13 protein-coding genes and 2 pseudogenes are annotated in these 12762 nt (G+C 36.4%); 8 read left to right on the forward strand and 7 right to left on the reverse strand.

Features of this window, described 5'->3' with window-relative positions:
* Positions 1 to 109 precede the first annotated feature (109 nt).
* Complete coding sequence (locus CWATDRAFT_RS05650) at positions 110 to 508, forward strand: hypothetical protein (protein WP_007304105.1); 399 nt, start codon at positions 110 to 112, stop codon at positions 506 to 508.
* A 99-nt stretch (positions 509 to 607) separates the two neighbouring features.
* Here CWATDRAFT_RS05650 and CWATDRAFT_RS05655 read toward each other — a convergent pair.
* The 4 genes and pseudogenes from CWATDRAFT_RS05655 to CWATDRAFT_RS05670 all read right to left on the reverse strand — a co-directional run.
* Positions 608 to 790: pseudogene (locus CWATDRAFT_RS05655) on the reverse strand (NF041680 family putative transposase); the annotation flags it as partial.
* A gap of 126 nt (positions 791 to 916) precedes the next feature.
* Positions 917 to 1339 carry a hypothetical protein gene (locus CWATDRAFT_RS05660; protein ID WP_007304106.1) on the reverse strand — a complete coding sequence of 141 codons (423 nt, stop codon included), beginning with the start codon at positions 1337 to 1339 and terminating at the stop codon, positions 917 to 919.
* 47 nt (positions 1340 to 1386) lie between these two features.
* Positions 1387 to 2028 carry a transposase gene (locus CWATDRAFT_RS05665; RefSeq protein WP_007304107.1) on the reverse strand — a complete coding sequence of 214 codons (642 nt, stop codon included), beginning with the start codon at positions 2026 to 2028 and terminating at the stop codon, positions 1387 to 1389.
* Between the two features lie 64 nt (positions 2029 to 2092).
* Positions 2093 to 2675: pseudogene (locus tag CWATDRAFT_RS05670) on the reverse strand (helix-turn-helix domain-containing protein).
* A 109-nt stretch (positions 2676 to 2784) separates the two neighbouring features.
* On the opposite strand from CWATDRAFT_RS05670, the gene CWATDRAFT_RS05675 reads away from it, so the two are divergent.
* The 4 genes from CWATDRAFT_RS05675 (at position 2785) to CWATDRAFT_RS05690 (ending at position 8334) form a co-directional block, all read left to right on the forward strand.
* Positions 2785 to 3036 (forward strand): hypothetical protein, encoded by a 252-nt coding sequence (locus CWATDRAFT_RS05675; protein WP_007304109.1) that lies wholly within the window; start codon positions 2785 to 2787, stop codon positions 3034 to 3036.
* Positions 3033 to 4196 (forward strand): murein transglycosylase A, encoded by a 1164-nt coding sequence (mltA, locus tag CWATDRAFT_RS05680; protein ID WP_007304110.1) that lies wholly within the window; start codon positions 3033 to 3035, stop codon positions 4194 to 4196. Before CWATDRAFT_RS05675 ends, mltA begins: the two co-directional genes overlap by 4 nt.
* Before the next feature lie 137 nt (positions 4197 to 4333).
* Positions 4334 to 6376: an excinuclease ABC subunit UvrB gene (uvrB, locus tag CWATDRAFT_RS05685; protein WP_007304111.1), complete on the forward strand. Its 2043-nt coding sequence runs from the start codon at positions 4334 to 4336 to the stop codon at positions 6374 to 6376.
* A gap of 431 nt (positions 6377 to 6807) precedes the next feature.
* A complete protein-coding gene (locus tag CWATDRAFT_RS05690; RefSeq protein ID WP_007304112.1) occupies positions 6808 to 8334 on the forward strand; it encodes an IS5-like element ISCwa2 family transposase in 1527 nt (508 codons plus the stop codon).
* A 291-nt stretch (positions 8335 to 8625) separates the two neighbouring features.
* On the opposite strand, the gene CWATDRAFT_RS05695 is transcribed toward CWATDRAFT_RS05690, so the two are convergent.
* Both CWATDRAFT_RS05695 and CWATDRAFT_RS05700 read right to left on the reverse strand, forming a co-directional pair.
* The gene (locus CWATDRAFT_RS05695) at positions 8626 to 9018 is read right to left on the reverse strand and encodes a Fur family transcriptional regulator (protein WP_007304113.1); all 393 of its coding nucleotides are present in this window, start codon (positions 9016 to 9018) and stop codon (positions 8626 to 8628) included.
* A gap of 720 nt (positions 9019 to 9738) precedes the next feature.
* Positions 9739 to 10107 (reverse strand): ArsR/SmtB family transcription factor, encoded by a 369-nt coding sequence (locus CWATDRAFT_RS05700; RefSeq protein ID WP_007304114.1) that lies wholly within the window; start codon positions 10105 to 10107, stop codon positions 9739 to 9741.
* 3 nt (positions 10108 to 10110) lie between these two features.
* On the opposite strand from CWATDRAFT_RS05700, the gene CWATDRAFT_RS37040 reads away from it, so the two are divergent.
* The 3 genes from CWATDRAFT_RS37040 (at position 10111) to CWATDRAFT_RS05715 (ending at position 11462) form a co-directional block, all read left to right on the forward strand.
* Positions 10111 to 10434 (forward strand): type II toxin-antitoxin system HicA family toxin, encoded by a 324-nt coding sequence (locus tag CWATDRAFT_RS37040; protein WP_007304115.1) that lies wholly within the window; start codon positions 10111 to 10113, stop codon positions 10432 to 10434.
* The gene (locus tag CWATDRAFT_RS05710; protein ID WP_007304116.1) at positions 10431 to 10643 is read left to right on the forward strand and encodes a type II toxin-antitoxin system HicB family antitoxin; all 213 of its coding nucleotides are present in this window, start codon (positions 10431 to 10433) and stop codon (positions 10641 to 10643) included. The genes CWATDRAFT_RS37040 and CWATDRAFT_RS05710 overlap by 4 nt, the downstream gene beginning before the upstream one ends.
* A gap of 345 nt (positions 10644 to 10988) precedes the next feature.
* Positions 10989 to 11462, forward strand: coding sequence for a DUF6745 domain-containing protein (locus CWATDRAFT_RS05715; protein ID WP_232287017.1), 474 nt, complete (start codon positions 10989 to 10991; stop codon positions 11460 to 11462).
* 8 nt (positions 11463 to 11470) lie between these two features.
* Here the strand turns inward: CWATDRAFT_RS05715 and CWATDRAFT_RS05720 are convergent, their stop codons facing one another.
* Positions 11471 to 12682, reverse strand: coding sequence for an FAD/NAD(P)-binding protein (locus CWATDRAFT_RS05720; protein WP_007304118.1), 1212 nt, complete (start codon positions 12680 to 12682; stop codon positions 11471 to 11473).
* Positions 12683 to 12762 lie beyond the last annotated feature (80 nt).

A 12762-nucleotide genomic window follows, 5' to 3' on the forward strand; every position in this document is an offset into this window, starting at 1 on the left:
CCCTTTGTAAGGGGGGTTGGAGGATTAGCGTTCCCTAATACTCAAACTTAATTCTCACAACTGAAACCTGATTGCTATACAATGATTATTGATTTAAGGAGAATCTAACATGATAGATGAAGATGAATTATTGACTATAGCAATCACAAATATCAGGAAAGTTTTAAACTTTGATCCTTATAAAAGCTATTCTGATATTAGTAATCGAGATGAATTCAAACAACTTATATCCAATGATCCAGCTTTTGGTCTTTTAGGTTTGGATGATGATAGATATATTATTGCTAGAGTAGGTGGTAATCTGATAACTTCTTTACATCGTAAACTAGGAGATATGTATGAGGGGTTATTTGTATATCTTTTGACAAAAAGCTTTTCTTTAGATGAAAATGAGCTAAATTTCAGTGTAGAAGTTAAAATCGGAGAACGTAATCAAATTAGGTCTACTGATGGTTTGATTCCTAATAATAAGTTTAATGATTGGACTTTGGACAAAAAAAATTGTTAGCGTATATTTTACGCTAAACTAAAATCCCAAAATATCGGCTCTGTATCAGTCAATAAAATTGGCTGACAAATAGGGCTAATCTATAGATTCTGAGGAAAACTAAGGAGCTTTTAAGTTTTCAGTTGATTTTTTGCTCCCTTTCTTGATAACATCATGACGAGTTCGTGGGGCTTTTTTGTAACCTTTAATACGTCCGGAAGAAAAACCTCGACGTTTGGGAAATTTGGCGAAAGTCCCCAAGGTCGTAATTATTCTTGAAAAGTCTCTTTGAACTAGACTAGGGTTTGCTGAATAAAAGCAAAACCCTAGATAGTTTCAACTTAGTGACATCGATAACTGGATTTAATTTATATGAATTTCTAGAAAAAAACTCCAACATATTGAAACAAGAAATTGACAGTATCTTAACTAAGTTTTAATAAAAATTGCAGTTTCATATAGACGTTTTTTACCACCTCTTTTTCTAAAAGAGACAATTTTTTCGACATCAAAACCTTCTTGTCGAAATAGTTTTCCTAAGATACATTCAGTAAATATTTCGACTCCTGAAAGTCTGGAATTACCCACAACATATACACCTTTGAATTTATCTGCTTTAACAATTTTGAGGGATTTTATATGTTTCCACATATCAATAAAATATTTTGTAGCATAATTACACATTAAGATACTCTTATCTCTCAATTCTTCATAATAAGAAAGATAGGGAAGAATCTCATGGGGAACTTCAATTAATTGTTTTTGTAAGATTGAAGTAGCTTTTCCCCAAGTTCCTCCAATAGCTTGTAAATCAATTTCTGTTGCTTGTTTAATATTATCTAATACTTCCATAAAGTGTAATTGTGGTCTAGTGCAGCTTAGCAAAAATAATCTACCAGTCACTTATGATCTTTAAAGCCCTTAAATTTCCAAACGAACGGCTTAGCAAAATGTTGATTAAAGTAATCAATAAAATTGAGAATTTTTTGGGATAGTTCTTCAGTTGAACGGATAGTAATTCTTTTGAGTAAACGCCTGACTAAGATCGAAAACCAACACTCAATTTGATTAAGCCACGATGTATGTTTGGGAATATAAACAAAGCGAATTCGATGAGATTCATCTGATAAAAAATCTGCTCTGCTGTCCATAGATTGCAAAATCCCCTCCTTTCCTTTTCTCCCCAAATCAATAGTAATTCCACAGCTTTCTGCTACTAATTTGACTAAGCTTTCCGATTTATGAATGTTGAGTTGATCTACAATAAAAATCCATTCTGCTTTTTCATCAATCTTAATCGTTCTCTGGATATGTTCAGAAAAATCTTGTTCTGTTCTTGTCGGTCCAATAGAGGGACTAACAACTTTTCCTCTTGCCACATCCCAGTTCGCAATCAAGCTTAAAGTTCCGTGTCTTTCATATTCAAATTCGATTTTTTCTACTTGTTTAGGCTTGATTCTTTTGTTCGGAAATAATCTCTCAAGAGCTTGAATCCCTGTCATTTCATCTGTACTAATTAAATGAATTCCTTGTTCTAACAAAGTTTTAGCTTCTTGATGAAGTTCACAGATATATTTGACTTGCTTTTTAAATTTTAAGGGATCATCAATTTTGGCATTTAACCAGTAACGAACGAGATGTGGTTGTAATGTCGCTTCTTTTTAAAAAACGCCCCAAACTACGGGGGGAAAATCTTTTCGACAATTCCTCTTTTTATGGCTTCATCCGCCAACTCTGAAGGTGTCCAATGGCTCACTGGCCTGTCTGATTTTTCACATTCTTCACAAGCGATCGCTACAATCTGGACTACTTGTTCGACCGTAAAGGATTTTGTTGTTCCAGGTCTTGGGCGATCGCTAAAAATTCCTTTGATCAAGACCATTAATGCTTTCTCCGTTACCTGTTGTTCTTCGGCGGCACTCAGTTTTTCTCTCTCCTCAAACCATCGCGATCGCCACTGACGCACTTGTACTCGGTCTAATTCTAATCTTCGACTAATCGAACTATTGCTCTCTCCTGATGCTGCGGCTAAGATTAGCTTGGCTCGTCTAACAAGGCGATAGGGGTTTGTTGTCCCTCTCACTATTTGTTGGAGTACTGTTTTCTGTAGGTTGGAGAGGTTAATTGGCAATGCTTTTATCATGGACATCAACTTCGAGATTCTTCCGTTAGTTTCATTGAAACACATTGTCGTGGCTAGTCACGAAAGTTTCTGTAAAAATCTGGTGGATTACTTTCGCCAAGCTGCACTAGTCACGGATAATAGGAAAGACGGAAAATTATGAGGAGTCTTGATTATGCCTAGAAAACCGGATGAATACAGCGTATTCTTGTTTCTTTCCAGTGGCCACCGTGAAGAAGTCCGTTTTGCTCAAATTCAGGACTTCCAAAAATGGTATAGTGGCGAAATTGTCCCTAACTTTGACTCTGAGCAGTTTATTAACGTTCCCATCAAAAATATTCAGGGAGAATATATGGTGGTTCGTCCGTCTAGTATTATGGCTATTCGGGTTGAACCCGTATTTTTTGGTAGTGTCGAAAGAGTATGAGACAAGCGATCGCAACGGTATCTATGGGACTGGGATTGATGCTATTTCCTCCTCAAATTATTATGGCGCAACAATTGCCATTAAACCCCGTTAAACCCACAGAAATTAACTCAGTTTGGGGAGAAGATGCACAAATTTGGGGTACTTCTGGGGAAGCAGGGGATAAATGGTCATTAATTCGGGCTATTAGTTATAGTTTACGCTATTTAGATACTCCTAAAGCTGCGGAGGTTTATAATAATTATCCTGTTCGGGGTATTACTCGCGATCGCGTGCGTCGTTCTTTAATCCGTTTTCAGCAATTATTAAAAACAGCAAAAACCCCCCAAGAGTTTCAACAAGCGGTACAGAAAGAATTTATTGTTTATCAATCTGTGGGTCATGATAATCAGGGAAATGTTCATTTTACAGGTTATTTTGAACCAGTTTATACTGCCAGTCGTCAACGAAGTTCTGAGTATCGTTATCCCTTATATTTTGAACCCAAAAACTTTGTCAACTGGGAAAAACCGCACCCAACAAGATTAGAATTAGAAGGAAGAGATGGGTTAGGCAACAATAGTATTATGAGGGGTAATGAATTAGTTTGGATGAGCGATCGCCTAGAAGCTTATTTAGTTCATGTTCAGGGTTCTGCTCGTCTAAAATTAACCAATGGAGAGACTATAACAGTCGGTTATGATAGCAGTACAGACTATCCTTATGTTAGTATTGGTAAAGAAGTAGTTAACGATGGAATTTTTGCTTTAGATGAGCTAACATTACCAAGACTAATGGATTATTTAAACGAAAATCCACAAGAATTAAGTAACTATTTACCCCGTAATAATCGCTTTATTTTCTTCCGTGAAACCGATGGTCAGCCCCCTCATGGAAATTTAAGTGTTCCTGTTACCGCAGAACGTTCTATCGCTACAGATAAATCTCTGATGCCCCCCGGTGCGTTAGCATTAATTAAAACCCCTATTCCCTATGTTACTAAAACAGGAGAAATGGAAACAAAATTAGTGAGTCGTTATGTTTTAGATCAAGATACCGGTAGTGCTATAAAAGGAGCAGGAAGGGTCGATATTTTTATGGGAACGGGTAAAGAAGCAGGTGATAGAGCAGGTTTAATTAGTAATGAGGGACAACTTTATTATTTGTTGTTAAGGAATTGAACATTATCGATTAAAATAGTTAATTAGGAATGGGATCATACTTCGTTCCTCAACACAAGCCTTGCTCGCTATAAACATATACTATACCTTCCCTGACAGTTAACTTTAAATATGTCCGACTACTTATAGCGAGCAAGATGCTCGCACTACAAAACTGTTTATTATTTTTAATGATGACTAATCCAATTTTTAACCTAAAAGCCCCATTTAAACCCACTGGTGATCAACCTTCTGCCATTAAACAGTTAACAAAATCTATCGAAGCAGGAAACCGTTTTCAAACCCTATTAGGGGCAACCGGAACAGGGAAAACTTTTTCCGTTGCTGCGGTGATTGAAAACATAGGAAAACCCACTTTGGTTTTGGCACATAATAAAACCTTAGCGGCACAATTATGTAACGAGTTCAGACAATTTTTCCCTAATAACGCAGTTGAATATTTCATCAGTTATTACGATTATTATCAACCTGAAGCTTATATTCCTGTCAGTGATACTTATATTGAAAAGACTGCCTCTATTAACGATGAAATAGATATGTTAAGGCATTCGGCAACACGGTCATTATTTGAGAGAAAAGATGTGATTGTTGTTGCTTCTATTAGCTGTATTTATGGGTTAGGAATGCCCTCTGAATATTTAAAAGCTTCTGTTCCTTTGGTGGTAGGAAAAGAAGTAGATCAAAGACAACTATTAAGAGACTTAGTTACTATTCAATATTCTCGTAACGATCTGGAGTTACAACGAGGAAGATTTAGAGTAAAAGGAGATGTTTTAGAGATAGTTCCAGCTTATGAAGATAGAGTTATTAGAGTTGAATTTTTTGGGGATGAAATTGATGCTATTCGTTATTTAGATCCCGTGACAGGAGATATTTTAAATAGTTTGAAAAATATCAATATTTATCCCGCACGACATTTTGTAACCCCAGACGAACAATTAGAATTTGCTTGTGAAGCCATAGATATCGAATTAAAACAACAGGTACAATGCTTAGAAAAAGCAGGTAAACTATTAGAATTACAACGTATTAATCAACGTACTCGCTACGATTTAGAACTCTTAAGAGAGGTTGGTTATTGTAATGGGGTAGAAAATTATTCCCGTCATTTAGCAGGGAGAAAAGCAGGATCACCTCCAGAATGTTTAGTTGATTATTTTCCCAGAGATTGGTTATTGATTGTAGATGAATCCCATGTTACTGTACCTCAAATTAGGGGAATGTATAACGGGGATCAAGCGAGGAAAAAAGTATTGATTGATCACGGGTTTCGTTTGCCTAGTGCGGCGGATAATCGCCCATTAAAATCAGAAGAGTTTTGGGATAAAGTGAATCAATGTATATTTGTTTCTGCAACTCCTGGAAACTGGGAAATTGAACAATCAGAAGAGAGAGTTATTGAACAAATTATCCGTCCTACAGGAGTATTAGATCCCGAAATTTTTGTGCGTCCAACTGAAGGACAAGTTGACGACTTATTAGGGGAAATTAAACAAAGGGTTAAACGTCAAGAAAGGGTATTGATTACCACTTTAACAAAGCGGATGTCAGAAGACTTAACCGAGTATTTTCAAGAAAGAGATATCAAAGTAAGATATCTACATTCCGAAATTAAATCCATCGAACGTATAGAAATTTTACAAGCTTTGAGAAATGGTGAATTTGATGTGTTGATTGGTGTTAACTTATTACGGGAAGGTTTAGATTTACCAGAAGTCTCTTTAGTAGCTATTTTAGATGCAGATAAAGAAGGGTTTTTGAGGGCAGAAAAATCCTTAATTCAAACCATTGGTAGGGCTGCCCGTCATGTTAATGGTCAAGCTATATTATATGGGGATAATTTAACCGATAGTATGATCAAAGCCATGGAAGAAACAGAAAGAAGAAGAAACATTCAAATGGCTCATAATAAACGGCATAATATCACACCAAAACCCATTATTAAACGCTCAAGCAATGCTATTTTATCCTTCTTAGATATATCCCGTCGTTTAAATTCTCAAGAGTTAGAAGAAGTTTACACCCAAGCTGACGATTTACCCTTAGATAAAGTTCCCGAATTAATTCAACAATTAGAACAACAAATGCAAGAAGCTGCTAAAAATTTGGAGTTTGAAGAAGCTGCAAAATATAGAGATAAAATTAAACGTCTTCGGGATAAAATATTAGGACATAAGTAAATCAACAACCAAACAACTTAATAAATCTATATTATTCTCAATACTTCTTAAAAAATCAGTAATAGTAAGTAAAAAGAATTAATAGTAATTGATGATTAACATAGATGTAATTGATCTATGATCAAACAATAATAAAAACTGTTGGCTTAAGTTGAGCAAAAATTCTCATACTTAAGTCCTTAATTGATAGGAGAATTGAATAATGACTACTCAAGTCGAAATCGTACAAGAGACTGTAAAAAATGATAATGAAATGATCAATCTTCAAATTAGTGATGATAGAAAAGTTTACTTAGGGTTTGCTGAATAAAAGCAAAACCCTATTCTTTAAAAGGTTACACCCATATTCGCGATCGCAAAAAAGATCAGCTTTGTCGGCTACAAACCGCTATAATTGGTAGAAACACCTCCCAGTTGTTGGTCAAGAACAAATGTATCGAAAAGAGGAGCAACCTTTACCGCCCCCAGAAAAATTTGAATTACCTTTCGAGGGCAAATTGTCCCCCAATAATCGTTGGGTAATCATGGCAGAGTTGATACCTTGGGATGATTTTGAGGAAGAATATGCTAAACTTTTTTCAGCAGAAAAAGGTGCGCCAGCCAAACTATTTAGAATGGCATTAGGGACATTAATTATTAAGGAAAAATTAGGAACAAGTGATAGAGAAACTATAGAACAGATTAGAGAAAATCCCTATCTACAATACTTTATAGGTTTAAATTGTTATCAACAAGAGCCACCACTGGAATCTTCAATGCTAGTTCATTTTAGGAAAAGAATTGATGGAGAATTGATAAACAAAATCAATAAAAAAATAGTAAAAAGAGAAATAGACAAGAGTGATAAAGAAGTAAAAAAAAAGGATTGTCTCCAAGAAAAAGGAGAAAAAATAAAAAATAAAGGTAAACTAATTTTAGATGCGACTTGTGCGCCAGCAGACATCAAATACCCAACGGATTTAGGCATATTAAATCAAGCCAGAATTGAGACAGAAAGAATAATAGATAATCTTTATAAACCATTAAGAGTAAAATTGAGAAAAAAGCCGAGAACTTCTAGAAAAATTGCTAGAAAGGAATACTTAAAAGTAGCTAAAAAACGAAAAGTATCTTATCAAGAAAGAAGAAAAGCTATCGGGAAACAGTTAAAATACCTTAAGAAAAATTTAGGAAATATAGAAGACTTAATTCAAGCTGGGGCTTCCCTGGAAAATCTGAGTAAAAGACAGAAAAATTGTCTAGAGACTATCAAAAAAGTTTATGAACAACAACAGTCAATGTGGGAGAATAAGACCCAGAGTGTTCCTCAAAGAATTGTAAGTTTAACTCAACGGCATATTCGTCCAATAGTGAGGGGAAAAGCAGGAAAACCAATAGAGTTTGGAGCTAAACTCTCAGTAAGCTGTGTAGATAACTATGTGTTTCTAGACAAAATAAGTTGGGAAAACTTCAATGAATCTTGTCATTTAAAAGAACAAGTAGAAAAGTATAAAGAAACGTTTGGCTATTATCCCGAATCCGTCCATGTAGATAAAATTTATCGAACTAGGGAAAACAGAAATTGGTGTAAGGAAAGAGGGATAAGAATCAGTGGTCCGAAGTTAGGAAGACCTCCGAAAAATGTCAGTGAAGAAGAAAAGAAACAAGCCCACTCCGATGAATGCTTCCGTAATGCTATTGAGGGAAAGTTTGGACAAGCTAAACGAAGATTTAGCCTAAATCTCGTGATGACAAAACTCCCTGAAACCTCCATTACATCTATTGCTATTACATTTTTAGTTGTCAATCTTTCTAAACTTCTGAGGCAGTTTTTGTCGCTTTTTTTGTCCTTATTTACTAACAATAGAACAGGGGAACTCATCAAACCGCCTTTCATTGATTTTGATTATATTTTAAACAATTTTTATGTACTAAAACTTATTGATTTGTCAGAAAATTCTTGGTCAAAAGTGGCATAAATTTTGGAGAAACTTTTTCAGCAAACCCTAAGTAATTTTTAAAGTTAAATCATTCAGTGCTGTTTCAGAATTATCGGTTATCAAAATCTGACAACCTTTCTACTATTAATGTGACAGATTAGACCTAGATTACGCTTGGTGACAAACACGGAATATTCTGCCAAAACCTACGGACACTCAGTGTTTTCTGGGATGTTTGCCGAAAATAACTTTTACTATTTTCTCTGGAAAAATATTGGGCGAAACAGTCTTTAACAATAGTAAATATACTTAGTTTGCTTTAATACTGGGTCAAAGAACGGATTTTGTATTACATTCATGACATCGCCCAAAAAATTCTAGGGTATGGTAGTAGACCTGAAAGTTATAAGTCTTCTCTAATCGTTTTTCTAAATCATGAACAGGACACTCATTGATCACGAAAGATTGACCACAACTAACACAAATTACGTGGTGTTGCTCATGAGAAATTACACTGTAAATTGCTTCTCCATTGCTTAAAGTTCGTGATTTCACAGTTCCTTGAGTTTTTAAACCTTCTAAGGCACGGTAAACTGTTGCTAGTCCTAAAGGCTGATCTCGATGTTTGAGTTCTGCATATAAGTCCTGGGCGGAAATACCATACTTTAACGACTTGAGTACCCGAATAATTTTCTCTTGAGAACGAGTATATTTAGCTTTCATGATCTTTTCATTTTCAGTCCTAGATTAACACTCTCCTTTTATTTATTAGTGACCAATGTGATATACTTCTCCTGTTAGGCGAGAATTTCCCCCTGCCGAAACGTGCAATCACTGGTCTTACTTATTCATGTCTCCCAAGACGTGAATTTCGGTATACCCTGCCTTACGGTTCTATCCGAGCATCGTTACGTCCTAAAGGAGTTGGTTTTAGACCCTTGATTTTTTGATAATAATTATCATTCTCATTATATCCCCTTTAAGTTTTAATTCAATGCTTGTCTAGCTTGAGTGAGAACTTTACCGAACAATTAGGGGTTTAAGGTTCCCCGCCGTTTACGGCGCACAGTGAGGGAAATTTATGGTAGAATGTGTTTGGTTGAAATACCCGACCCCCTACTGCGTAGGCTAGGAAATTCTAGAGGCAAAGCGTTCCGAGAAGGTCGAAACTAAGAACCTGTGGTGGCGAAAGCACAGCAAAAACAGCTAGGGAAACGTGATTGAGTACCAAAGTTTGAATAAACCAACATTCTGAATAAACAGTATGGTCGGGCATCCGAAAACTGAGGGCAACCACCTGAACGACTGGGGACAGCCCCGCCTATGGCTAGCTACTGCGAGAGTGGAGATAGTTAAGCGGTCTGGATGAGCCAGTAATCCAGACGAGTGATGTTTGGAGAATCCACTCACTTCAGGGAGTGGAGTATGTCAACCCATCGCCATTTAGATAAAGTTTGGCAAAGAGTAACTAAGAATATCGGTTACACGCTTATCTCTTAGAGAATAATAAGCCAATTTGCCGTCATTACGATATTTAAGTAGTTTCAAATCTCGCATTTTCCGTAAATGATGGGAAGCGGTGGCGATCTTGACATTTAACATGGCAGCAATATCGCAGACACAAAGCTCATCGCCGTTTCTAAGAGCATAAAGGATCTGAATACGCGAGCGATCGGCTAAAGCATTAAATATAACCGTCATTTCTTCTAAAGTATCTTCTGAGGGTAAAGTTTCCCGAATTTGCGTAACTAGCTCGGTGTTGAAACATCTTACTTGACAAATATCGTCTGCTTTGGTCTTACTCACGGGCATTTAATGGTAACGGTTAAGTCTATTTATTCAATGGTACAGGATACAAATTACTTAAGTCATTGGTGCAATCTCGCTTTGCAAGGTAAGCTTAAAACGGAAAGCCGACATAGGAAGAAGTATTTTCCCAAGAAAATTAGAGAATTAAAAGCTATGCTATTGAAAGCAGATTGTATTTGCGAACAGGGTAAAGGAAGCCACACTAAATGCAGTCATCCTTTGTTAGATTACAAGATAACTATATCTGGTAAAGATGGGAATGATGCTAAACGCTATCAAGAAAAAGATGTAAAAGATTTGCTCAAAGATATTCAGGAGGCTCAAAAATGAAATCGCACTATAGTATCTTAATTCAATGGTCAGATGAAGACGAATGTTACATTGTTTCTTTACCCGAATTTGGCAAATATGCTCGAACTCATGGCGATACTTATGAAGAAGCTGTAAAAAACGCTCAAGAGGTTTTGGAGTTACTAATAGAAGATAATAAAAATCTTCCACAACCAAATATTTATGAGAGCGAGGTCATTGCTAATTGAATCTCCAGAGTTATTCTTAGAAATACATTATTGAGTCTATAAAGCGAAAGGCGATTAGGCTCCGTGTGGCCTTTGGATCGCGTTTATTTTCTGCAAGCTCGCTATCGCTATCAAATAGAGGATTGAATATATTTATGCTGCTACCCTCCTGTAGATACGTTGCATACAACGTATCTACAAAAAACTATTTACCTCACGAGTATGAGAGTAGAAAGTTGTGTCGAATCGCAAATATTTCAAGATTTAGGGCGTATCGATCCTGACTATTTAGACAACCAATATGAAGAAGTTTCCAAGCTAATAAGAAGTTTATTTACACTGGGGAATTTTTTTTGTCGTGGTTGTATGTTCGATTTTTGTATCTCCGAACTCAAGTTACAGTACGATCGCCAGAAGTGGCAGGTAATACAAGAATTAATGCAGCAATGCGACTTTGTTGCGATGTTCGAGAATGTTTGTTTTGTATGCGATCGCCCTATAAAATTATCATTAGATAGCCAAAACCAACTTCATGCTGAATGGGAATATGCGTTGCAATTTGCTGATGATTATGGAGTCTATGCCTATCATGGGGTGGGAGAGCGTCCTGAAGGGGAAAAATGTACTAACGACCAATACATAAAACCAGGTACGAAAGTAAGACTTCCTTCCACTGGGGAGTATGGAATTGTAGCTCATTGCTGGTATAGCGAAGAGATTTATGACTATGATTGCTATGTGGCATTTTACGGAACTTCTTTTCCTGATGAAAAAACCTATTGCAAGCCTTATATTTTTCGTTACACTGCTACTTCTTTAGAAATTTTAGAAAAAGAATAAGCAAAAAATCACCTAATCGCCAAACTAGGTTTAACAATTGCTGGTACGATACTTTTACAAGCCATTCTTGCCCCACCAATATTTCTGGCAACAGGGCCAATGCGTAAAGCAGCTAAACCACCCATAATAAAAAAGTTAGACTTGGGCAGACGTAAATATTCATCTAGTACAGGTAAACCGTTAACTATTTCTGTGGGATAAGTCTCAAGTACCTCTTGCAACAAAGGATGTTCCATAGCACTAAATCTTGTACCAGTAGCCAACCAGATACGGTTAAATTGATCTTTACTTCCGTCTTCACAATCAACCTGCCAGAGATTATTTTGCCATTGTGCAGCCCTAACTTGACAGCATTCATTGATTATTATTGTGCCTTCGGATACTGCCTTTCTTAATTGCAGCATCATTTCAGGAATCATGGAACCACCATTACGAGCTTGCTGTATTTGTTGGTAACGGATATACCAATCAGTTTCGGCCTGAAAGTCTTTGAGATATTTGGGTCCTAACCAACCCGGATCAGCATCAAAGATTTTTTCTTGTAACTGTTTTCTGGTCATTAAAGTAACATTCGCCCCCAGGTTGATAGCACCTTTGGCTAGATGTCCGCTAGTTAAACCACCACCAACAATTAAAACCCTTTCTCCTGTTATGTTAAGTTTGTTTAAATTTACCTGTTGAGAATGACATAATCTCTCTGAGGGATAATCTGAGGTAATCTTCTGTACCCAATCAGGAAGTTGTATTTTGCCACTTCCCGTAGCTAAGACAACTCTACGGGCCATAATAGTTTCTCCCGTATCTAAAACCAATTGAAATCGGGAACGTGAAGCAGTTTTAATTGGTAAAATCTGGATAACTTTAGCTGGATAAACTTTATCACTTAACTTCCAACGACGAATAACTTCATCACAGAAATCGTTAAATAGTTGTGTCCCCGGTCTATCATAAGGAGAAAATAGTTCATGATGCCGATGTTCGGCAAAAGTTCTTAATTGATGGGGATCTGGATCAGGGTGATGAACCGCCGGCGATCGCAAAGCAGGAATTTGTTGTGCTGCAAATTGTTGCTGCCATCGACTCATCCACGTTTGACTGGGATCGAAAATTAAAATTTTGTGATCATACTTTGCGCTTTTTTGCAAGAGGTGTGTGGTTAACGTCAGAGCCTGAACCCCTGCCCCAATCATAGCTAGGTCTATATAACTAGGTAGTGCCACTGTGGATTAATCAAGAAAATAATTATCATTATTATACAATGAGAATGATTATCATTTTAATTAACCATTTATCCACTAAA

The sequence above is a fragment of the Crocosphaera watsonii WH 8501 genome (genome assembly GCF_000167195.1).
Lineage (GTDB): Bacteria > Cyanobacteriota > Cyanobacteriia > Cyanobacteriales > Microcystaceae > Crocosphaera > Crocosphaera watsonii.